Here is a 22,397-nt window from a genome sequence, read left to right as displayed (position 1 = left end):
CCTATCGACCAGCTTACAACCAGGCCATCAAAGCAGTCGATAACCGGCGACAGATAGACTTTTCCAGCCGGAAGCTGGAACTCCGTAATATCGGTCAGCCACTTCTCATTTGGCCTGCAGGAACTAAAATCCCGGGCGAGTAAATTTTCCGGTGCCGGGCCGATTTCGCCACAGTAAGAGTTGTATCGTCGTCGCCTGGTGCGCTTAACAACGAGCTGCTCTTCTGCCATCAGTCTGCGGACAACCTTTTCAGAAATAACCCTGTTGTTACCGCGAAGCATCGCGTGAAGGCGCCGATAGCCGTAACAGCGGTAATTCTCCTCAAAGATATCGGCCATGATCACGCGTATTTCCGCATACTTATCGTACAGACGTTTTGGTAAAAATAACAGCTGCGGGCAAGTTGCAGAACGCTTAGCAACTCAGCAACGGGGTACTTTTTCTTAAGGGCATCAACTATCAGGGTTTTCTCCCTGTTTTTCAGTTTCAGAAAGCTGACGCCCAGATCTTTTTTTATCAGTTCATTCGCCTTTGTCAGTATGTCACGTTCGAGCTGCAGCTGATGAACCTGCTTCCTGAGACGCTGGATTTCACCGAGTAAAGCATCCTGATTTTTATCCTGAGGGGCTGACTTTCGTTTGCGCATGGATTGATAAGCCTCGTCACTGATAAGGTCTTTCTTCCATTTGTACAGGACCGGGACGCTGACGCCTATGCTTTGTGCAACTTTACGCGCGGTTCCACGTCGGTTACAGAGCTCCCGGACGGCCTGAGACCTCTCTTCCGGGCTGAAGCATTTGTTTCGTGGGGACTGAACCAGGCTTCGATGGCGGGCAGGAACTGCCACAGCAGCATGAGTGCGGCGATGCAGCCAGTGATGACGAGCCAGCGCCGGATGAATCGATCCGGCGCCGGGCGGCTGTAGGGGTCGGGTAGGTCACGTCATTCTCCATGTTGAAATCAGCGCCAAAGGCCGCCAGTGCGCCAGCGTGGCGGACGTGGTGATACGGTCACTTCGGGGTCGAAACGGGCCGATGGAAACGGCGGCATCGCGGGCGGCGGAGCAAGTTCCAGCAAGCGCTCAATGCGTTCAGCCGTCGCTGGATGCGTGCGCAACCAGGAGGGTTCCGGATTGCCCCATCCGGGCAGCAGCCAGGCGCGCCAGGAGCGGCTCACCCGCTCGATCTTGGCGAGCGCTGAGGCCAGCCCGTGCGGGTCGCCGGTCAATTCGGCAGCGAGCCGGTCGGCGTCGAATTCGCGCACCCTGGACAAGCCCAACTGAGCCAGCAAGGCCAGCTGTGGCGCGACCGCAAGTAGAAGCAACGCGGGCCAATTGACTTCCGTGACTCCAAGCAATAGCGTTGGCAAGTTGAGCACGATCGCAAGCTGCCCCAACAAGGCCAGAAGATGGGTGAGCCGGCTGATGGAATCGGCCAAGCCCATGACACGCAAATCCTCGTTCGCAATATGCGCGATTTCGTGGCCGAGCACGCCGGTCAACTCGCGGGGCGTGAGGCCACGCAGCAGGCCGTCGGTCAGCGCGATGGCCGCGTGATGCTTCGAACCGGTGGCGAAGGCGTTGACGACCCCGCTGGGCACGTAGTGCGGTACCGGCACGGTAGGCAGCCCGGCCCGCGCCGCCAGTTCGCGCAACACAGCCCAAAGATCGGGCGCTTCATCCGGGTGCAGGGGGCGTGCGCCATACAGCCGCAAGGTCAGCCCGGAGGCGGCCGCCGGTTCAAGCAGCAGGGTGAACCCCGCAGCCGCAAGCGCCAGCCAAAGCCCGCCGTCACCCAACAGCAGGCTGCCAGCGACGGCGGCAATTCCGAGCAGGGTCAGCACCAACAGCACGGTTTGCAGGCGATTGTGCCAGCGATGCCGCGCGCCGACATTCTGCGCGTGGCGCAGATCACGACTGATCATCTGAGCTTTCCCCGGCTGTCCGGTCATCGCGCTCGCGCAGCAGCCAGTAAGTCGCCCCGAGGGCCAGTGTCGCGCCTGCAAGCGCCGCGACCTTGGCGGGGCCGGTCTCCGGGTCGAGGATCACGAATTTACGCGCCAGGGCGATCAGCCCGATCAGGATCACCGTCTTGACCTGGATGATGCTGTCGCGCCGCAAGGCCACCCTCACGATGGAATGCTTGAACTCCATGGCAATGAGCAGCGTCATGATCATGCCGAACACGGTCTGGAAGACCTTGTGATCGAGCGGATTGAATGCATCAATGATCAGCAGGCTGAAGACGATCGAGATCAGCTGCAGCAGCGAGACCACGATGATAACGGCAATGATTGCGGACAGCGCGAGCGCGATCACCTGTTCAAAGCGCTCGTAGAACGTCATCACTGCCCATTGGGCGCGAAATGTTTTGATCGGGTCTGCTTGCTTTTCCTTCATCGCCACTCCTCTCAATTCTGAAATACTTGTGCGCCCACAACTTGGTTGCACCCTTGTCTTTTTTGCCTGGTAGAGCGCGCTGTCCGCCTGCAGCATCACCTGCTCGACAGAGTGCAAACAGGGGTCAAGGAGAGCCACCCCCATGCTGGCGCTATAACTGATCGACACCTCTCCACACACCACCGCTGTCGCCGCAGTGTCCTGACGAAATCGCTCCGCCCATACTTGGGCGCCTTCTATCGATGCCGCTTCCAACAACACAGCGAATTCCTCCCCCCAATCCGGGCAGCCATGTCGGTTGCGCGAACATGTTCTCTCAACCGTGAAGCAAAGGGGTCGGTGATCACCATACGCAGCAACTGCTGCTCTATTTCCTTGCGAGAAGAGATGTCGAACAGAGTACCGACTATCAGTTGCCTGCCCGCGTCACCCAGCCATGGGCCTTGTTCCTCGAAAGTTGAGTTGCCAGAGGATCAGGTGAACAGATGGGCCGCGCCGTCACGCGAACGGATGGCCAGCGAGCGGGAGGGCAGTGCCGCCGCTGATGAGCAGTCCCCACGGCGTGGCCGACTGCGGATCACGCTTGTAGACGCCCGCGTGACCTGCGGCCACGACCGCCACCGCGATCGAGGCCAGGGAGGCTGCCCATGCCAGTGCCAGGCCGATGGGGTCGGACACGGCAGCCTCGCCCGCCATCAAGATGCGTCGCTCGCCTTCGCGGCATCCGGCTGCTCCGGCTCGGCCGGGGTCTGCGGTGGCTCTTTGCGTTCGAACACCACGCGTTCGGCCTTGTCGTCCCAGCGTGCGCTGGCGTGATCGCCCTTGCCGATGCCGCCGCCGAGCATCTCGCGCGCCAGCGCAGTTTCCAGCTCGCTGCGGATCAGGCGCTTGAGTTCACGCGCACCGAACTCGGGCTTGTAGCCTTCTTCCGCGAAATGGTCGATCAGCGTCTGATCGAAAGTGAGCGTCACGCCCTGGCTGGCGGCGCTGCGCGCCACGCGATCGAGCTGCAGGCCGACGATGTGGCGGATCTCCTCCTTGCCCAGCGCATGGAAGACGATGATCTCGTCGATGCGGTTGAGGAACTCGGGCCGGAAATGGCCGCGCAGCACGTCCATGACTCCGGCCTTGGTCTTTTCGTACTCCTCGCCGGCCGCCCCGCGCGCCTTCAGCCGTCGCTGGATGATGTCCGAACCCAGGTTGGACGTGGCGATGATGATGGTGTTGGTGAAATCCACCACCCGGCCCTTGCCGTCGGTGAGGCGACCGTCGTCGAACACTTGCAGCAGGATGTTGTATACGTCAGGGTGTGCCTTCTCGATCTCGTCGAGCAGCAGCACGCTGTAGGGCTTGCGCCGCACCTTCTCGGTGAGCTGACCGCCTTCGTCGTAACCGACATAGCCCGGAGGCGCGCCCACCAATCGCGCCACGGTATGGCGTTCGCCATATTCCGACATGTCGATGCGCAACAGGGCGTGCTCATCGCCGTAGATCGATTCGGCCAATGCCTTGGCGAGCTCGGTCTTGCCCACCCCGGTCGGGCCCAGAAACAGGAAGGTAGCCACCGGTTTGCTGCCTTCACGCAGGCCGGCGCGGGACAGCCGCACGGCATCGGCCACGGCACGGACCGCCTCGTCTTGTCCCACCAGGCGCTCGTGCAGCCGTTGTTCCAAGTGCAGCAGCTTTTCGCGCTCTTCCACCGTCAACTCGTTGACCGGGATGCCGGTCAGGCGCGAGACGATCTGCGCCACGTGTTCCGCCTTGACCTCGGCACTGCCGGAGGCCCGCTCCCGCTCCCAGTCCTCGACGAGCTTCTTGAGCTCGGCCTCCTTGGCTTCGATGCGCTTCCCGAGCTCGGCGGCCTGGTCGTACTGCTTGCGCGCGGCCACGTAATCCTGTTCACGCCGCAGCTGGTGCAGTTCGGACTCCAGCTCCTGCACGGCCACCGGCCGGGCCGTGGCCGACAGCTTCACGCGCGCGGCCGCCTGGTCGAGCAAGTCGATCGCCTTGTCCGGCAGGAAGCGCGCCGTGATGTAGCGGTCGGACAACTCGGCCGCCGCGATGATCGCGTCCTCGGAGATGCTGACCTTGTGGTGCGCCTCGAAGGTGTCGCGCAGGCCGCGCAGAATCATGATGGCCTGGGCCACCGTCGGCTCGGGTACCGTCACCGGCTGGAAGCGCCGCTCCAGTGCGGCATCCTTCTCGATGTATTTCTGGTACTCGTTCAGCGTCGTGGCGCCGATCAGGTTGAGTTCACCGCGCGCCATCATCGGTTTGAACACGTTGGCCACGTCCAGCCCGCCTTCGCCACCGCCCTGGCCGGCACCGACGATGGTGTGCACCTCGTCGATGAACAAAATCAGCTCGCCCTGGTGCTCGGTCACCTCCTTCAGCACCTTCTGCACGCGCTCCTCGAACTCGCCGCGATATTTGGCGCCGGCCACCATGGCGTTGATGTTGAGTTCCACCAGGCGCTTGTCGCGCAAGGTCTCGGGCACTTCACCCGCCACCATGCGCTGCGCCAGCCCTTCGACGATGGCGGTCTTGCCCACACCCGGCTCGCCGATCAGCACCGGGTTGTTCTTCTTGCGCCGGGCCAGCACCTCGATGGTGGTTTCGATCTCCTGCGCGCGGCCGATCACCGGGTCGAGCTTGCCGTCGCGCGCCATCTTGGTCAGGTCGCGCGAGTACTTGTCGAGTTCTGGCGTGTTGGTCGGCGTCTCAGCGCGGCCATCCTCGGCGCCCTTGCCGACCACCTTGCTGACCTGTTGGCGCAGCGCCTGCGGCGTCAGGCCGTAGCGGCGCAGCAGGTTGGCGGCCAGCCCTTCGCCTTCCTCAGCCAGACCGATCAGGAAATGCTCTGGACCGACATAAGAATGGCCGAGTTCATTGGAGGCCACGAAGGCGCGGCTGAGCGCATCCTTCACGCGCGGCGACACGCCGATCTCGCCCTCGAAGGGCTTGTCCCCGCGCTTGGCCTCAGACTCGATCTGCCGCTTGAGGTCATCGACCTTGATCTTGAACTGACCCAGGATGGTCTTGACCACGTCGCTGTCGGCCAGCGCCAGCAGCAGATGTTCGGTATCCACCTCGGAGCGGCCAAATTCGGCAGCGTGTTTGGCGGCCTCCTGCAGCAAGGCTTCCGACTGTTCGCTGATGCGGCTGGCCAGCCCACTGCCGCGACGGCGCGGCGCACCCGAACCTGCGGCGGCGGGCTCGCCAAACGAGGCATCGACCACGTCATCGGTATCGGCGGCAACTGGCGTCGCGTCGCCGCCGATGCGGAAGAAGTCACTGCCGAGGAAGTCCTCGAACAGGCCGCTGCGCGAGCCGAACAAGGCTTCCAGCGGCGAAACGGTGCGCTTTTGCTGGCGCACTAATTGCCGGTAATGGTCGTCGCACAACAGCATGGTGCTGTGACGACCGTTGAGATTGGCTTCCACCCGCACGGTGGCGGGTTGGCCGCAGACCTGGCATTGTTTTCTGGCCATGCTGATGCTCCTGAGAAGGTTGACAAGGTTGAGGCGACGAGGCATCGCGAACCGCGACTCCTCGTCTCGTGCCGGGTTTTTCTTGTGACGAACGAGCCGGCGACGTCAGCCGTTGATCGGGATCGAGCGTCCCTGCTTCGGCGCGCTGACCTCGCGCTTGTCGATCGTGACCGTGAGCACCCCGTTCTTGAACGATGCTTTGATCGAATCCTGGTTGGCGTCGTCAGGCAGGTTCAAGGCACGCTGAAAGCTGCCGTAGGAGCGCTCCACACGGTGGAAGCCACCTTCCTTCTTCTCCTGTTCCTGGCGCTTCTCGCCACGCACCATCAGCACGTCGTTGTCGAGAGTGATCTGGATGTCCTTCTCCTCGACACCGGGCACTTCCAGGGCAATCTTGTACTGCTTGTCGGTTTCCTGGATGTCCAGGGCCGGCTTCAGCATGCCCGACCAATCGGATGGCCACTGCGGCATGTTCAACGCCGGAAAACCGAAGCCCCGGAATGCGTCATCGAACAGCCGGTCGATTTCCCGATGCAGTTGCAGGATCGGGCTGACTGGCCCGCTCGCCGCTGGCAGGTCATTGCGCTGCACCGGCAGGGAAGAGACGGTCTGCTGCTCTTGCTGCTCGTTCTTGAACCAGTTCCAGGGAGCCAACTTCTTGAAATCGATGTCCATGTCATACCTCCAGAAAAATTGGAAAACGAGTTACTCAAGCCCTTTGCCTGCTGTGACGGGCAGTGCGCCCAGGCGACACGGGCTGCTCGGATGACTTCTGCTGTTCACGCTTGCGCATCACCTCCTTCTTTGCTGCGGCTCGGGTCTGATCATTGATCCACTGATCGATTTCACTTTGAGGAAACCGCCACGTCCCGCCCACCTTGAAAGCCGGAATTTCCCCGTGCGCGGCGAGCCGATAAAGCGTCCGCTTGCCGACTTTCAAGTACGCAGCCAATTCATCGAGCGTGAAAATCACCTGTAGGTGCGCTTTCATCCCTGTAGGTGCGCTTTCATCTCACCCTCTCCAATCGCGTCGCTTTGCGGTTCCGGCCAAGGAAATCATTGTAATACTTTGTAAGATATTACGCTTACCATGACAGCCTTCAAGAGTCAATGTACAGCGTTCTCCCGCCCCATTGATGCAGGTCAACTGCTCAGGCAAGGCGCAGCGGGGCGGTCTGATCAGGCAATGGACAGCGCCTGGCTCGTCAGCCTGCGTGTACCACAGGCGCCTCGATCAAACACCGATCCTCACGTTGTAGCCGAGTGCCCGCAGCCCCTTGCTCGTCTGCATGTTCCTTGGCGGAAACTCGTCTGGGCGCGCCCAGACGACGATTTCCCCGAGGCTGCTCAGGCTAACGTGCGGAATTGCCCAGTCGTCGCTGCGGATCGCGTTCCAGAGTCGGGCCGAAACACTTCCGTTGCCCCAGACAACGTAGTTCAACAGTATCCGTCCGGCCAACACACCTTCCCGACACCGCCGCCGAAGGCCATGGCCCATCAAGCGGATTTTCCATGCGCCCTCAGCGCCGTACCTACAGCAAATCTTTCAAGGCTCAGGTCATTCAGGAGTGTTCTGAACCCGGTGCCTCCATCGCAAACATCGCCTTGGGCTACAGCCTCAATGCCAACCTCGACCACAAATGGATTCGGCTGCCTACCCAGAAAACCACGGCTATCCAGCCAGCGTTCATCCCGTTGCCTTCTCAAATGCTCGGCGTGGGTTCGCATACTCAAGCGCGCTGCTGCGATCATGAGTTTGATCCAGTCGGCCCGTAATAATGGGCACGATCCGTATGCCTATCTCAAGGATGTGCTGACACGGTTGCCGTCCCTGTAACAGCCTGAAGTTGACCTGGGTAATCAAATACCGGTGTAGTGATTAGGAAACAGGGCTCGGATAACATCATGGCGCAGGTCACCCTGATCTTGACCCTCCATCTCCGAACAGCTTTTGTATCTTAAGTTAACGATGTCCGCTGCCGGTATTCCCTCGGGGAGTGATATCCCAGCGCGCTGTGCGGGTGGCTTCCATTTCCATCAGATGTCCTTCCTGCTCCGCTACTGAAGGCGTGGTGCGTAACGGCAAAAGCACTGCCGGACATCAGCGCTATCTCTGCTCTCACTGCCGTAAAACATGGCAACTACAGTTCACTTACACCGCCTCTCAGCCCGGTACGCACCAGAAAATCATTGATATGGCCATGAATGGCGTTGGATGCCGGGCAACCGCCCGCATTATGGGCGTTGGCCTCAACACGATTTTACGTCACTTAAAAAACTCAGACCGCAGTCGGTAACCTCACGCATACAACCGGGCAGTGACGTCATTGTTTGCGCGGAAATGGACGAACAGTGGGGTTATGTCGGCGCTAAATCACGCCAGCGCTGGTTGTTTTACGCGTATGACAGGATACGGAGGACGGTTGTGGCGCACGTATTCGGTGAACGCACGTTGTCCACGCTGGAGCGTCTTCTGGGCCTGCTGTCGGCCTTTGAGGTCGTGGTATGGATGACGGATGGCTGGCCGCTTTATGAATCACGCCTGAAGGGAGAACTGCACGTTATCAGCAAGCGATATACGCAGCGCATTGAGCGGCATAACCTGAATCTGAGGCAGCATCTGTCAAGGCTGGGCAGGAAGTCACTGTCGTTCTCAAAATCGGTGGAGCTGCATGACAAAGTCATCGGGCATTATCTGAACATAAAACACTATCAGTAAGTTGGAGTCATTACCTTCTTTGCCGCCGGACATTGTCCGGCGCAACACCAAACCGGTCTGGCGGGCTGAGCCAATCCCGCAGGCAAATTCAGCCCTTACCGGATGGCTCAGCCCCCTACTCATTGGAATTGGATATTCAACTTTCAGGGGCTACTGCGCCAGACTTCAGTCTTTAAAGTGATTGACTTAGCGCCTGGCACACTCAATTTATTTAGGTAGCGGGCCTAATTGCACCCCATCAGGATAATACTTCCAGCCATCGCGAATTTTGACATTTTCATCCCACGGAAGTTTGTATTCGCCATTGGCAAGATCGCGCACCCAGGTCAGGTAATTCTCGCGTTCGCCTCCCGGTTTGCCGACATAGCCCCGGCAGCCAAGGTTGAAAATATTGTTTTCCAACGCCCAGTTTTCACGCGCTTTATCCACCAGGCGCGGGAACAGCTCTGCGGTAACAATTTCCCATGGGTTGCGGTGCCCCTGCTGAATGACGTTACCGTCATAATTGCAGACCGTACCCTCGCCGAAGTAATAAAAGACATCGTCATAACCGGCCAGATTCACCGAAACGGTATACATCAGGTTTTGCCAGGCATTCGTCCGGTTGGTCCAGATCCACTGATCGTTCACCTGCGTGGAATAGCCCGAAATACGGATATAGACATTGCAGCCTTTATAAGCAGCCTCACGCGCCAGTTCCGGGAACATGCCGTCATGGCATATGCAGACGGCGAGTTTAGAACCTTTAGGCCCATCGCATACCGGCATTCCCATATTTCCCGGCATCCAGGGCTCAATCGGAACCCATGGTTGCAGCTTGCGGTAATGCAGAGCGATATCGCCCCGATCGTTAATGATAATAGCGGTGTTGTACGGTGGAAGAGACGGGTCTTCATTGCGCTCCATTAAGGAAAATACCCCCCAGATGCCGTTGCGGATACAGGCCTCTTTGAACTGACCAATCTCCGTGCTATCGAGAGTGAGTAACATCTCGTCATAGGTCCAGATTTTAGTATTCAGTCCCTGGGTTGAATATTCCGGGAAGACGATAACATCAAGTCCCGGATATCCGGCTTTGGTGGAGTCAACGGCCTTACAAATCTTATCGACCTGTATCTGGATATCCTCCGGTCCTTTAATAACGGGAACGGGGTATTGGATGGCGGCAATTAATAACGCTTCATCCCAGGAGCTTACACTTCCGGTGCTACCCATAGCAGACCTCTCGTAGTTAAGTTGGTGATATAAATTTAAACCGACAGATATGACGCAATTTGTTCTTCATCAGCACCAGAACGCGCCTGTTGATGAACAATATTGCCTTTCTCAATAACAACAATTTTATCTGACACATCGAGTACAAAGCTTAAAACCTGCTCGGAAACTAATATGGTCAACCCTTCTGCATCACGAATCTTACGTAATATTTTTGCCATTTCTTTAATAATTGACGGTTGAATTCCCTCCGTTGGTTCATCCAGCAAAAGTAATTTGGGTTTACCGGCGAGAGCTCTGGCCATAACGAGCTGCTGCTGCTGACCACCGGAAAGATTTCCCGCCATCCGTTTGCGCATTTCTTTCAGCACAGGGAAATAGTCATACAGGTATTCAGGAACCTGTAACGAACGGGATTGGCGAATCCCCGTTTTTATATTTTCTTCAACCGTCATGGTTGAAAATACCATTCGCCCCTGCGGGACAAAGCCAATGCCATGCTGAACGCGCTGGTAACTAAGCAAGCCGGTAATATTTGTACCGGCAAACTCTAACTCACCGGCACAGGACGGTATCATACCAATCAGTGATTTCATCAGCGTGGTTTTACCCATACCATTGCGCCCTACCAGAGCGACGATTTCACCCTCTGCTAACGTCAGATTCAGTCCACTGATGACCTGGCTCTGACCATATGCGACAGCATAATCAGAAATTTTCAGCATCCGTGTCTCCTTAATGACCAAGATAAACGTCAATAACCCGAGGGTCGTTTTTGACTTTATTGATGCTACCTTCCGACAATACTTTTCCCTGGTGCATGACGGTGACATGATCGGCAATGTCTTCGACGAACTGCATGTCGTGTTCAATCACCAGTACAGAACGTCCCCCGGCAATTTTGCGCAGGAGCTGCGCGGTTTTTTGGCGTTCGGCGACAGACATGCCTGCCACGGGTTCGTCCAGCATCATGAGCTTAGGATCTTGTATTAGTAGCATCCCTATTTCTAACCACTGCTTTTGCCCATAGCTGAGAAGGTCAGCCTGCGTATGTAGGTAATCGGCAAGGAAAATTTCGCCAGCAACCTGTTCGACCTCAGCGATTATTTCTGGCGTGCGACGAAAGAACATGGCGCCCAACGCGGTTCTGGCTTTGGGATAAGATAACTCGAGATTTTCAAATACCGTTAAGTTCTCATAGATTGATGGATTCTGGAATTTACGCCCAACCCCTTCATGAACAATTTTATTTTCCCGAAGTTTACTCAGTTCCTTATTGCGAAATTTGATGCTGCCGCTGGTTAGCTTTGTTTTCCCGCAAATGAGATCAAGCACTGTTGTCTTACCCGCGCCATTTGGGCCAATAATAACGTAAATCTGCCCCTCATCGATGTACATTGAAAAATCATCGACGGCTTTGAAGCCATTAAATGAAACGGTTAATCCCTCTACCGCTAAAATTATTTCTTTTATCGGATTTTTCATTTCAGCACTCCGGTGTTTACTCTGGGTTTGGTCATACTCTTTTTGCGCAGCAGCGACATCACGATCGGGTGAATATATTGCTGATAAAGCCCTGCCAGTCCTTTCGGGAAAATCAGCACGACGGCAATAAAGAGCAGGCCCATGGCAATCGTCCAGAGTTCAGGAAAAGACTCGGAAATACTGCTCTTGGCGGCATTGACGATAAGGGCGCCATATACTGCCCCCAGCAAAGAACCTCGCCCGCCCACGGCACAGAAAACGACCATTTCAATTGAAGCAACAGTGCCAATAAACCCTGGCGACATGAACCCTACTTGCAGAGTGAACATCGCGCCACCGATCGCCGAAAACAGAGCGCTAATGCAGAAAACCACCGTTTTGATATTCGCGACATCATAACCAGAGAAACGAACGCGGTCTTCCTTATCGCGAATGGCAACCATCAGTCGGCCGAGCTTGCTATTCACAATAAAATAGCCCGCGCTCACAACCAGCATCAGTAAAACAGCATTAATAAAGTAGAGGATATAGCGTGCAGAATCAGTACGGATATCCCAACCTAAAAGCGTGCGTAAATCCGTGATGCCGTTAATTCCCCCGGTGTAACCCTGTTGTCCGATAATAAGAATCGTCAGGATCGCGGAGATAGCCTGGGTGATAATAGCGAAGTACACCCCGCCAACGCGGCGTTTAAACATTGCGCTGCCGAGAATCCATGCGCAAATAGTGGGCACGATTAAAATAGCCAGAATTGTCAGACTAAAAGAATGGAATGGCTGCCAGAACGAGGGCAAAGCGGTTAGCTGATTCCAGTCCATAAAATCCGGGATGCCCGGGGTGGTTTGCATTTTTGTTTCCGCTGGCGAGGAAGCTTCCAGCTTGAGAAACATGGCCATACAATAACCGCCGAGGCCAAAAAAGATGCCCTGCCCCAGGCTCAGAATACCGCTGTAGCCCCAACAAAGTACCAGCCCGACGGCAACAAATGCATAAGTCAGGTATTTACCGATCAGGTTTAAACGGAAAAGATCCAGGGTTAGCGGCATGACGATAAAAATAAGGCCTATCACCAGGGCAATACCCAGTAGCGGATAATTTTGCATGCGTTTCATCATAAACTCCTAGCGGCGGACCCGGTTGGCGAAAAGACCTTGCGGACGCAATAGCAGAATGCCGACCACGATCAGTAGCGTAATCACCTTCGCCATTGAACCGCTCAGGAAAAACTCCAGCGTGGATTGCGATTGTGAAATGGCAAATGCGGAGGCGAGCGTGCCGAGCAAACTTTGCGCGCCGCCAAACACCACCACCAGGAAGGTGTCAACGATATACTGCTGGCCAGCCGTTGGACCTGTTGAGCCGATCATGGTAAAGGCGCTTCCGGCGATCCCGGCGATGCCGCACCCAAGTGCGAAGGTTCGACTATCGACCTGAGCCGTATTAATACCCACCGCGCTGGCCATCTGGCGGTTAAGTACCACCGCGCGGACTTTTATTCCCCAGGCGGAGAAATAAATCAGCCAGGCCGTAAAAGCGGTAATAACTACGGTCAGCAGCAGAACAAATACCCCATTAACAGGAATATCAATATTGTCGGCAAACTGATACGACCCCATTAGCCATGAAGGTAAGTCAACGCCGACTTCGCGGGGACCAAATAGCGAACGATAGCACTGCTGTAGAATCAGGCTCAGACCCCATGTCGCCAGCAGCGTGTCGAGGGGGCGTTTATACAGATGCCGTATCAGGATTTTCTCAACGAGCGTACCCAGCAAGGCGGTACACAGGAAAGCAAGGGCAATGGCAACAAAGAAGTAGATGCCGAAGATTGAAGGCAGATAAGCGCTGAAAAACTTACCGGTCAACCATGTGACATAAGCACCCAGGATCATGAACTCGCCATGAGCCATATTAATCACGCCCATCTGGCCAAAAATAATAGCGAGTCCAAGCGACATCAGAACAAACACGGCGAACAGGCTGAGCCCCGAAAACCCCTGCATGACAAAAATGGAAGCCAAATCGGCGAAGTTATAATCGCTGAACATGGAAGTATCCTCGGTGAAGTCAAAGACCCCCCACGCTATATGGGGGGAAGCGTCGGTTAGTCTTTCGGGAATGGGTTCGGTTCGATAAGTTCTGGCGTCTGATAAATCACGTCGTACTGCCCATCCGCACGAGCGCGACCGATAACCGTTTTGGACCACAGATGATGGTTATCATGGATGCGTACATACCCTTCCGGCGCATCTTTGAACTCAATACCGGGCGAGGCCTTACGAATTTTGTCCACGTCGAACGAGCCAGCTTTCTCAACCGCCGCTTTCCATAACCATGGGCCAAGATAGGCCGCCTGAGTGACATCGCCGATAACCATGTCATTACCCCAGCGCTTTTTAAATGCGGCGACAAAGCTTTTATTTTCCGGATTATCCATACTCTGGAAATACTTCATCGAGGCATAGGCGCCGACGATATTTTCGCCGCCAATACCGCGGATCTCATCTTCCGTGACGGAGATGGTCAGCAGCAGCGGTTTCTCCTGCGTCATATCGATCCCCGCCGCCTTCAATTGCTTATAGAAGGCCACATTCGAACCGCCGACAACAATGGCATAGATAACATCAGGCTTCTTGAGTTTTATTTTGTTAATAACCGAATTGAACTGCGTATTACCGAGTGGGTAATAATCTTCGCCAACGACTTTCAGCCCCAGCTTTTCAATATGGTGACGGGCGATTTTGTTTGCAGTACGCGGCCAAATATAATCAGAGCCAAGCAGGTAGAAGGTTTTTGCATGTTTATTTTTAACTACCCAATCAATGCCGGAGATTATCTGTTGAGTAGCTTCCTGTCCGGTATAAATAACGTTTGGCGATTGCTCAAGCCCTTCGTAAAAGGTTGGGTAATAGAGCATGCCGTTATATTGCTCAAGTACCGGCAGCATGGCTTTGCGGGAAGCCGAAGTCCAGCCGCCGAAGATAGCGGCGACCTTATCACTGACCAGTAACTTACGCGCTTTTTCTGCAAAGGTCGGCCAGTCGCTGGCCCCGTCTTCCTGTACATATTCAATTTTTCTCCCCAGTACCCCTCCGGCAGCGTTAATCTGCTCAATAGCCAGCTTTTCAGCCTGAATCGAGCCGGTTTCACTGATGGCCATCGTGCCTGTGGATGAATGCAGTATCCCGACCTTGACGCTATTGTCGGTGACCGCCAGGCCCGTGGTATTAACCACTGACGTCGCCGGGGCGGCGATGGCCGTATTAGCTGCCATCATCAGGCCGGCAATCGCCAAAAGTTTCGCTTTGAGGCACGCCTGGTGAAACCGGCCTGGGCTCGGGATTTTCATATTGCTATGTGGCTGGGGTAAATCACGAATGTTCATGGTAGCCCTCATAATCGTTATGGTTCATCTCAACTGGGGCTATCATGCGAGAGAGTCCATCAATCCAACAATGCGCGAGGTAACGCAGCGGCTACGTCATTTAACGTATTGGTTAATTCTCATAATCAAGACATGCTCACGTGCGCGATAACAAGAAAATACTAAGACGCGCCTGTGGTTAAGTTCAGCATTTTTATCATTTCAGGAGCAGTGAATGACCGTTCAGCAAAAGGCGTTTAAATCGCGCAGACGCTACAACCAGTGGGTGACCAATCAGACTCTCGAGGATTTTGCGCTCCGCTATACGCCGGTCTCGGCACGACGCTGGAGCGCAAAGCGAGTTGTTATGACAGCGCTCAGCGCAATTACCTTTTTGGCGCTTGAAGCCATTGGCGGCGCGCTGACGTTAACCTATGGATTTAATTATGTGGTGGTGGCGGTTATCTTAGTTAGCATTATTATCTTTGCGCTATCAATGCCGATTGCCATTAATGCCGCAAAAAACGGCCTGGATATTGATTTGCTGACCCGCGGCGCCGGATTTGGCTACCTTGGTTCCACGGTGACCTCGTTAATCTATGCTTCTTTCACCTTTATATTTTTCGCCCTGGAAGCCGCTATTATGGCGATGGCGCTTAATATGCTGTTTGGCCTGCCATTGCACTTTGGTTATCTGATTGGTTCCGTTGTTGTTATTCCCCTCGTCACCTGGGGGTTCACTTTTATTTCCCGTTTTCAGCAGTTCACCCAGTTTTGCTGGCTGGCGCTACAGCTATTACCCTTTATTTTCATTTTAATACGTGAACATCATGTGCTGCAAAACTGGATCGACTTCCCTGGTTTTATTACAGCCCGCGATGGTTCTTTCGATTTCCTTCAGCTCGGCGCCGTCTGTTCCGTACTGCTCTCACTGGTAAGTCAAGTGGGAGAGCAGGTCGATCAGGTTCGTTTTTTACCAAAGCCACAACATCCGGCCCGCTGGAGATGGTATGGCGCAGTAATTGCCGCAGGTCCGGGGTGGGTTGTCATCGGCGCCATCAAGATCCTGCTCGGCTCCTTCCTCGCCGTGCTGGCGTTTAATTACGGACTCGGCGCGGAACTGGCCAGCGAACCCACCCATATGTATCTGGTGGCATTTAGCTATGTCACCCATTCATCATCAACGCTACAGGCATTAACCGGTATTTTTGTGGTGCTCTCCCAGCTCAAAATTAACGTCACCAATGCATATGCCGGCTCGATCGCATGGTCTAATTTTTTCCTGCGCCTGACCCATCGTCATCCAGGGCGCGTCGTGTGGCTGTTTTTTAATGTCGGTATTGCTCTGTTATTGATGGAACTTGGCGTTTATCGCGTATTTGAGGATATCCTGGGCATTTATGCGGTGGCGGCCACATCCTGGCTTGGCAGCGTGGTTGCCGATCTCACGTTAAATAAGTGGCTTAAATTACGACCAGCGGAAATAGAGTTTCGCCGGGCCTATCTCTACGATATCAATCCTGTCGGCATCGGTTCGATGACGCTCGCCATGCTCTGCGGTCTCTCAGCCTGGATGGGATGGCTTGGTCATCCTCTACAGGTTTTTGCCTCAATGTTATCGTTGTGTCTGACGTTTATCACCGCCCCCTTCATCGCCTGGCTGACTCGCGGACGTTACTATTTTTCCCGGACGCCGGTGCAGGTCACGGCAACGGAATGCTGTGTCTGCGGTAATTATTTTGAAAAACCAGAGATGAGCTATTGTCCTTTTTATCAGGGCAGTATTTGCTCACTATGTTGTTCTCTCGATGTCCAGTGCAACGATACTTGCAAACCTCATGCGCGCTATACGGAACAGGCTTCAAAGCTTATCGGGATATTTATTAAAGAAAAATCATTACGCAAAATTGATCCCAGAGTGTGGAGTTTTATCAGCATTTTGCTGTTATTCAGTTCCGTCATCGGTCTGCTTTTGATGCTGGTTTTCGCTCAGATGCGCGATGAATTCGGCAGCGAGCAGGACCTTCTCGCCGCGGCGTTATGGAAAGTTTTTTTTATCCTGCTTATCGTAACCGGCGTCACCACCTGGCTATTTGTCCTGACAAATAAAAGTCGCCAGATTGCGCAAGAGGAATTGCGCCTGCAAAGCGACCGTCTGATGAAAGAAATTATTGCCCATGAAGCGACGGACCGGCAATTGCAGCAGGCAAAGGAAGATGCCGACGATGCTAATCAGGCCAAAAGCCGCTATCTCACCGGCATTACTCATGAACTCAGAACGCCGCTCAATGCGATGCTGGGTTATGCGCAATTACTCGAACGTGCTGATGATATCCCCCCAGCCCGGCAGCGCGGTATCGGTATTATGCGCAGAAGCGGCGAGCATCTGGCTAATCTAATTGAGGGATTACTGGATATTTCGAAAATTGAAGCGGGAAAATTAGAAATATATCGTGAAGAAGTGCGCATTGGCGATTTGGTGCAGCAACTGGTCGCCATGTTTGAACAACAGGCCAGCGATAAAGGACTGACATTTCACTACAACGCCCCACACTGGCTGCCCGAGGCGGTGATGACGGATGAGAAACGCCTCCGGCAAATTCTTATCAATCTGCTTTCTAATGCGGTTAAATTCACGGACAGAGGCAGTGTAACCCTCGATTTCCAGTATCGTAGCGAGGTGGCGTTTTTCTCGGTTCACGATACCGGCATCGGCATCGCCCCTGAGAACCTGGAACGCATCTTTAAGCCTTTCGAACGCGTATCCGGCGATAGTCGTCGGATCGGGACGGGCCTTGGGCTGACGATTACCCGGCTTCTGACTTATATCATGGGTGGCGATCTCCAGGTGGAAAGCATCCGTGGCGAAGGCACAACGTTTAAACTCACCCTGATGCTGCCAAGCTATAGCGGGGATGCCTACCAACCCGCCGAGCCTGCGGTAATCACCGGATATCCAGGCAAGCGACACACCCTGCTGGTAGTTGACGATGATGAATCCCATCGGCAGCTGATGATGGATTTACTCACGCCCATAGGCTTCACGCTGCTAACAGCCGAAAATGGTCATGTCGCGCTACATTTAGCCCGGCAAAATCATATCGACCTTCTTCTTCTGGATGTTGCAATGCCTGAAATGTCGGGGTGGGAACTGCTACGTCAGTTACGTAATAAGGGACAATTAGCGCCGGTAATTATGATTTCTGCGGAAGCGGATGAGGGTAAATGCCGCCATTTCACTGGCGAAGGGGAAGTTCGCTACCTGGTTAAACCGCTGCGTTTCCCTTTACTACTGGAGAACATCGGTGAAATATTGCATCTCCAGTGGCGCACGGAATGTCAGCCGCCAAAGCAGCCGGAAATACATGAACCACGCTCGCAGCTTACCCGTGTCCAGATTGAGTCGTTAAAAGAGATGGCCAGATTGGGTTATGTGAGAGGGTTTCGTGAACTGCTGGACAAACATATTTCCGCTAACCAGATCAGCAAAGCCGAGGGCGAAAAATTTGCCGAGTTGCTGAGGCGCTTTCGATTCAAAGAGATAGTCGAGAGTCTTGAACGCCCGGAGGGAGAGAAAAATGGCAATAGCAAAGCCGACGGTACTTATCGTCGATGATGATATCAACACGGTAAGTATGTTGAATGACACGCTTGATGAAGCCGGTTTTACCGTTCTGGTCGCTCTGGAGGGTAATCAAGCCCTTTCGATAACCAGCCAGATAACCCCGGATATCATTCTGCTTGATGCCGTAATGCCGCATCTGGATGGGTTTTCAACCAGTAAGCGCCTGCGGCAAAATCCGGGGCTGCGGCATACCCCGATTATTTTCATGACAGGCCTGAGTGATACGCAGAATATCGTTGATGCATTTGATGCCGGGGTGGTCGATTACGTAATTAAGCCGATACGCACGGAAGAGCTGGTTGTCAGAATGCGTACCCACTTGCGGAACTCAAAATTAACGGTCAGTGCCTATAGCGCGATGGATTCCGTTGGCCAGACCTTATGTGTTTTTAGCAAAGAGGGGCAACTACGCTGGGCCACGCCCAATGCATGGCAACTGATGAAAAACTTCAGCGATACCGGGTATGAACCCAATAAAAAAATAGTAAACCGGATCATCGGTTGGCTGAACAATACGGAAGGTTTAAAAATACCCTTAGATCTTTCATCGCAAGGCATCGCTCTGAAATTCTATCTTTCACGCCGGACCGCTGAAGGAGAAAGTTTGCTACGTATTGAAGAGATCAAAGGACATGAAGAAGTCGAAGCGGTGAAACGCCTGAAAAACAACCTAGGGCTGACGCAACGAGAAGCCGAAGTCCTCCTGTGGATTGCCAGGGGAAAAACAAACCGCGAAATTGGCGATATTTTAAACCTTAGCCCCAGAACCGTGAATAAACACCTTGAAATTGTATTTCCAAAGCTGAGTGTGGACAATCGCACCGCAGCGGCAGCGTTGGCAATAAATTCGCTATATGCCAGGGAGAAAATGTAGCGACAATGAGGCGTATTCGCGCAGACCTGCCCTGACATTTTTATCAGGCAGAACTGGCACCCTCATGTCCACGTCTCCGTCACCTGTGGCGGTATCGATGAGCACGGGAAGTGGAAGAAAATCAGCTTCCGTAAGGATGCCATGCGCGCCCGCTGGATGTGGAATATCCGCCAGCTTCTGCTGAGCGTCTGGTTCGAAGGCGTGGCCCTGCCGCCGTCCCTGTCACATATCACCACCGAATCACAATGGCGCAGTCTGATACTGACGGCCGGAGGCGACTACTGGCACGTCTACATGTCAAAAAAGACGGACGGTGGCAAAAACACCGTGAAATACCTGGGGCGTTACCTGAAAAAGCCGCCGATAGCGGGCTCCCGGCTGGCGCACTACGCCGGAAGTGCCACGCTGAGCTTTCGCTACCACGACCACAACACGGGCGAGCTGGCCACAGAGACGCTGACGCAGAGGGACATCGTGGCGCGCCTGAAACAGCACATCCCGGAGAAGTTCTTCCGTAAGCGTACAGCGAGTGACCTGCCCCCAGGATTAGATACAACCGTCAGTTAGTAAGGTCGGTTTGTTGACCCTGACCCCGAATATGCTCCAGTCATAATCAGGAATAACCGGCTTCATGTTGGCTGCATATTCAGGCAACCGGCAGACTTTTCAGCAAATTCAGATGGCGTCATCCAGCCCAGCGCAGAATGGGGACGTCTCTGGTTATAGTGTATGCGCCAGGCCTCGATTTTGCACCGTGCATCCTCCAGGGACATGAACCAGTTTTCGTTCAGGCATTCCTGCCGTAACCTGCCGTTGAAGGACTCCACCGTCGCATTGTCCGTCGGTGTTCCCGGGCGTGAGAAGTCGATTCTGATGCCTCTTTCGTACACCCATCTGTCCAGCATTTTACCTGCAAATTCAGAACCATTATCGGTTTTCAGCAACTGAGGTAAAGGACGTCTGAGCGCTATGCTGTTCAGCATTTCTGCCACTTCTGTTGAACGCAAATTCTGCCCCACGCAGATCCCCAGGCATTCGCGGGTGTACAGGTCGATAACCGTCAGCAGGCGCAGTCGTCGCCCGTCAAACAACGCATCAGAGACAAAATCCATGCCCCAGACGTGATTCGGATACAGACCCTGAGGCTGCGGTTGTCGGCGCTGGGCCGATTTATTGCGGCGTGGCCGTTTGAGACGCAGTGACAGCCCCTGTTCGCTGTAAAGCCGGTAGATCCGTTTGTGATTATCGCGCCAGCCTTCCCGCCTGAGCATCACGTGTACCCGGCGGTACCCGTAATGAACCCGGGTTTCGGTTATCTCACGGATGCGTAGCCGCAGTGCGCTGTCGTCGGCGGCCACAGAACGATATCGAAACGAGCTGCGGCTGACCCGCAGCGCAAAACAGACCTGTCTCTCACTGGCCCCGTAGCGGGCTTGCAAATCCCTGACCCATTCGCGCAGGCGTGCCAGCGTCAGCTCTTTTTTGCCAGCACGTCCTGCAGCATCGCCTTGTCGAGGCTCAGATCGGCAACCAGCCTCTTCAGCCGCAGATTTTCCTCTTCCAGTTGCCGCATATGCTTCAGCTCCGAAGGAGAAATACCACCGTATTTTTTACGCCACGTATAGAAAGTGGCATCCGAAATGCCCAGCTTGCGACAGACGTCCGGCACTGACGTACCCAGTTCAGCCTGCTTCAGGGCAAAAACAATCTGCTCTTCGGTGAATCGTGACTTTTTCATCGGCACCACCTCCGTTCAGGGGAGTGTTTATCATGCCGGAATTCTGTTTCTGAATGGAACAGGATTTTGGGTCAGGGTCATTGTTTACCTTCACATTTTCCATTTCGCCACCGTGCTGCAAACTCTGATGGCGTCTGATAATTCAGTGCTGAATGTGGACGACACTCGTTATAATCCTGCCGCCAGTCATTAATGATTTTCCTTGCGTGAACGATATCGCTGAACCAGTGCTCATTCAGGCATTCATCGCGAAATCGTCCGTTAAAGCTCTCAATAAATCCGTTCTGCGTTGGCTTACCCGGCTGAATTAAGCGCAACTCAACACCATGCTCAAAAGCCCATTGATCCAGTGCGCGGCAAGTGAACTCCGGCCCCTGGTCAGTTCTTATCGTCGCCGGATAGCCTCGGAACAGTGCAATGCTGTCCAGAATACGCGTGATCTGAGGCTTTGTTGAATAAATCAGCTTCAGGACGAGTGACTCTGTAGCTGACCGGGTTTTCAGGCAATACGCACGCTTTCTGGCATACCAGCCTTCGTTATTTTATTCAGCGCACGCACCATGCCCAAAGCCTCTGCTACCTGACCATCGTAATCACACAGCGTCAGTGAACCTCCGAACAGTTGCTTTACCCTGTACATGGCCGTCTCCGCTATCGAGCGACGGTTGTAATCTGTTGTCCATTTCCACCGGGCATTACTCCCGGTCAGCCGCTGATTCGCTACTGCACGGTTACGGTCTGCGTACTCTACGGGCCAGTAACCCGCTCCTTTTCGGGGCGGGATGAGGGCACTGATTTTCTTGCGCCGCAGTTCATCGTGACAGAGTCGGGTGTCGTAAGCGCCGTCTGCTGCGGCTGCCCTGATTTTTCTGTGTGTCTGCCGGCTAAGACCCGGGAAAGCTTCTGAGTCCGTGACGTTGTTCAGAGACAGGTCCGCGCAGATGACTTCATGTGTTCTGCTGTCAACGGCCAGATGCAGCTTCCGCCAGGTACGACGGCGCTCTTTGCCGTGATTTTTGACTTTCCATTTGCCTTCACCAAAAACCTTCAGCCCGGTGGAATCAATCACCAGGTGTGCGATTTCACCCCGGGTGGGTGTTTTGAAACAGACATTAACCGACTTTGCCCGCTTGCTGACACTGCTGTAATCCGGGCAGCGCAACGGAACGTTCATCAGGGCAAAAATGGAATCAATAAAACCCTGCGCAGCCCGCAGGGTCAGCCGGAACAGGCGTTTAATCATCAGGACGGTGGTGATGGCAAGGTCAGAATAGCGCTGAGGTCTTCCCCGTGATGAAGGCGTTGCCGACTCATACCAGGCATGAATCGCTTCATCGTCCAGCCAGAAAGTGAGGGAGCCACGGTTGATGAGGGCTTTGTTGTAGGTGGGCCAGTTGGTGATTTTGAACTTTTGCTTTGCCACGGAACGGTCTGTGTTGTCGGGAGGATGCGTGATCTGATCCTTCAACTCAGCAAAAGTTCGATTTA

General features: G+C 54.5%; 19 protein-coding genes and 5 pseudogenes. 6 read left to right on the top strand and 18 right to left on the bottom strand.

Features of this window, described 5'->3' with window-relative positions; translation table 11 throughout:
- From KOSB73_RS00530 to KOSB73_RS30580, 9 genes and pseudogenes are all read right to left on the bottom strand, one after another.
- Nucleotides 1–805: pseudogene (locus KOSB73_RS00530) on the bottom strand (IS3 family transposase); the annotation flags it as partial.
- A gap of 155 nt (nt 806–960) precedes the next feature.
- Nucleotides 961–1,923, bottom strand: a complete 963-nt coding sequence (locus KOSB73_RS00525) for a zinc metalloprotease HtpX (RefSeq protein WP_098140155.1) — start codon at nt 1,921–1,923, stop codon at nt 961–963.
- Complete coding sequence (locus KOSB73_RS00520) at nt 1,910–2,398, bottom strand: phosphate-starvation-inducible PsiE family protein (RefSeq protein WP_004152114.1); 489 nt, start codon at nt 2,396–2,398, stop codon at nt 1,910–1,912. The genes KOSB73_RS00525 and KOSB73_RS00520 overlap by 14 nt, the downstream gene beginning before the upstream one ends.
- 114 nt (nt 2,399–2,512) lie before the next feature.
- A pseudogene (locus KOSB73_RS31070) lies at nt 2,513–2,659 on the bottom strand (phosphate-starvation-inducible PsiE family protein); the annotation flags it as partial.
- Between the two features lie 237 nt (nt 2,660–2,896).
- Nucleotides 2,897–3,094, bottom strand: a complete 198-nt coding sequence (locus KOSB73_RS00510; RefSeq protein WP_035896695.1) for a hypothetical protein — start codon at nt 3,092–3,094, stop codon at nt 2,897–2,899.
- A complete protein-coding gene (gene clpK / locus KOSB73_RS00505; RefSeq protein WP_098140153.1) occupies nt 3,094–5,889 on the bottom strand; it encodes a heat shock survival AAA family ATPase ClpK in 2,796 nt (931 codons plus the stop codon). The genes KOSB73_RS00510 and clpK overlap by 1 nt, the downstream gene beginning before the upstream one ends.
- A gap of 105 nt (nt 5,890–5,994) precedes the next feature.
- Nucleotides 5,995–6,564: a small heat shock protein sHSP20 gene (hsp20, locus tag KOSB73_RS00500; protein WP_004152117.1), complete on the bottom strand. Its 570-nt coding sequence runs from the start codon at nt 6,562–6,564 to the stop codon at nt 5,995–5,997.
- 34 nt (nt 6,565–6,598) lie between these two features.
- On the bottom strand, nt 6,599–6,880 hold the full coding sequence (locus KOSB73_RS00495; RefSeq protein WP_004152118.1) for a helix-turn-helix domain-containing protein: 282 nt from the start codon (nt 6,878–6,880) through the stop codon (nt 6,599–6,601).
- A 243-nt stretch (nt 6,881–7,123) separates the two neighbouring features.
- Entirely contained in the window at nt 7,124–7,387 is a 264-nt protein-coding gene (locus KOSB73_RS30580; protein ID WP_004118208.1) for a hypothetical protein, read from the bottom strand.
- 14 nt (nt 7,388–7,401) lie between these two features.
- On the opposite strand from KOSB73_RS30580, the gene KOSB73_RS30575 reads away from it, so the two are divergent.
- The 3 genes and pseudogenes from KOSB73_RS30575 to KOSB73_RS00480 all read left to right on the top strand — a co-directional run bounded on the left by KOSB73_RS30575 (nt 7,402) and on the right by KOSB73_RS00480 (nt 8,608).
- Nucleotides 7,402–7,665, top strand: a complete 264-nt coding sequence (locus tag KOSB73_RS30575; protein WP_004118209.1) for a transposase — start codon at nt 7,402–7,404, stop codon at nt 7,663–7,665.
- Nucleotides 7,622–7,726, top strand: a pseudogene (locus tag KOSB73_RS00485) (transposase domain-containing protein); the annotation flags it as partial. The gene KOSB73_RS30575 and the pseudogene KOSB73_RS00485, both read left to right, overlap by 44 nt.
- Before the next feature lie 184 nt (nt 7,727–7,910).
- Nucleotides 7,911–8,608, top strand: a protein-coding gene (locus KOSB73_RS00480) for an IS1 family transposase (RefSeq protein ID WP_226328998.1) whose coding sequence is annotated in 2 segments (ribosomal slippage) — nt 7,911–8,160 and nt 8,160–8,608 — 699 coding nt in all. Because the reading frame shifts where the segments join, the coding sequence is not laid out codon by codon here.
- A gap of 207 nt (nt 8,609–8,815) precedes the next feature.
- Here KOSB73_RS00480 and KOSB73_RS00475 read toward each other — a convergent pair.
- From KOSB73_RS00475 to urtA, 6 genes are read right to left on the bottom strand one after another with little or no spacing between them, the layout of a single operon-like run.
- Nucleotides 8,816–9,823, bottom strand: a complete 1,008-nt coding sequence (locus KOSB73_RS00475) for a formamidase (protein WP_098140152.1) — start codon at nt 9,821–9,823, stop codon at nt 8,816–8,818.
- Between the two features lie 35 nt (nt 9,824–9,858).
- Nucleotides 9,859–10,548, bottom strand: coding sequence for an urea ABC transporter ATP-binding subunit UrtE (gene urtE / locus KOSB73_RS00470; RefSeq protein ID WP_004181996.1), 690 nt, complete (start codon nt 10,546–10,548; stop codon nt 9,859–9,861).
- Between the two features lie 10 nt (nt 10,549–10,558).
- The gene (gene urtD / locus KOSB73_RS00465) at nt 10,559–11,308 is read right to left on the bottom strand and encodes an urea ABC transporter ATP-binding protein UrtD (RefSeq protein ID WP_098140151.1); all 750 of its coding nucleotides are present in this window, start codon (nt 11,306–11,308) and stop codon (nt 10,559–10,561) included.
- Nucleotides 11,305–12,423 carry an urea ABC transporter permease subunit UrtC gene (gene urtC / locus KOSB73_RS00460; protein ID WP_023158619.1) on the bottom strand — a complete coding sequence of 373 codons (1,119 nt, stop codon included), beginning with the start codon at nt 12,421–12,423 and terminating at the stop codon, nt 11,305–11,307. The genes urtD and urtC overlap by 4 nt, the downstream gene beginning before the upstream one ends.
- Nucleotides 12,424–12,429: 6 nt before the next feature.
- Nucleotides 12,430–13,356 carry an urea ABC transporter permease subunit UrtB gene (gene urtB, locus KOSB73_RS00455; protein WP_004181993.1) on the bottom strand — a complete coding sequence of 309 codons (927 nt, stop codon included), beginning with the start codon at nt 13,354–13,356 and terminating at the stop codon, nt 12,430–12,432.
- Between the two features lie 56 nt (nt 13,357–13,412).
- Complete coding sequence (gene urtA / locus KOSB73_RS00450) at nt 13,413–14,693, bottom strand: urea ABC transporter substrate-binding protein (protein ID WP_004181992.1); 1,281 nt, start codon at nt 14,691–14,693, stop codon at nt 13,413–13,415.
- Nucleotides 14,694–14,907: 214 nt separating this feature from the next.
- On the opposite strand from urtA, the gene KOSB73_RS00445 reads away from it, so the two are divergent.
- From KOSB73_RS00445 to KOSB73_RS00435, 3 genes and pseudogenes are all read left to right on the top strand, one after another.
- Entirely contained in the window at nt 14,908–18,288 is a 3,381-nt protein-coding gene (locus KOSB73_RS00445) for a hybrid sensor histidine kinase/response regulator (RefSeq protein WP_098140150.1), read from the top strand.
- On the top strand, nt 18,251–19,171 hold the full coding sequence (locus KOSB73_RS00440) for a response regulator (RefSeq protein ID WP_004181990.1): 921 nt from the start codon (nt 18,251–18,253) through the stop codon (nt 19,169–19,171). Before KOSB73_RS00445 ends, KOSB73_RS00440 begins: the two co-directional genes overlap by 38 nt.
- A 45-nt stretch (nt 19,172–19,216) precedes the next feature.
- A pseudogene (locus KOSB73_RS00435) lies at nt 19,217–19,687 on the top strand (transposase); the annotation flags it as partial.
- A 113-nt stretch (nt 19,688–19,800) separates the two neighbouring features.
- Here KOSB73_RS00435 and KOSB73_RS00430 read toward each other — a convergent pair.
- The 3 genes and pseudogenes from KOSB73_RS00430 to KOSB73_RS00420 form a co-directional block, all read right to left on the bottom strand.
- Nucleotides 19,801–20,909 (bottom strand): IS3 family transposase gene (locus KOSB73_RS00430; protein ID WP_098140149.1). Its coding sequence is split into 2 segments (ribosomal slippage): nt 19,801–20,648 and nt 20,648–20,909, totalling 1,110 coding nucleotides; the frame shifts between segments, so codons are not numbered across the junction.
- A gap of 77 nt (nt 20,910–20,986) precedes the next feature.
- Nucleotides 20,987–21,352 (bottom strand): annotated as a pseudogene (locus KOSB73_RS00425) (integrase core domain-containing protein); the annotation flags it as partial.
- 56 nt (nt 21,353–21,408) lie between these two features.
- Nucleotides 21,409–22,377 (bottom strand): IS5 family transposase, encoded by a 969-nt coding sequence (locus KOSB73_RS00420; protein ID WP_098140148.1) that lies wholly within the window; start codon nt 22,375–22,377, stop codon nt 21,409–21,411.
- Between the last annotated feature and the right edge of the window lie 20 nt (nt 22,378–22,397).

Origin of the sequence: Klebsiella grimontii, assembly GCF_900200035.1 — a bacterium.
In the GTDB taxonomy this organism is placed as follows: Bacteria; Pseudomonadota; Gammaproteobacteria; order Enterobacterales; family Enterobacteriaceae; genus Klebsiella; species Klebsiella grimontii.
Note: the sequence above shows the minus strand (reverse complement) of the source record. Positions and strands in the feature narration are given on the sequence as shown.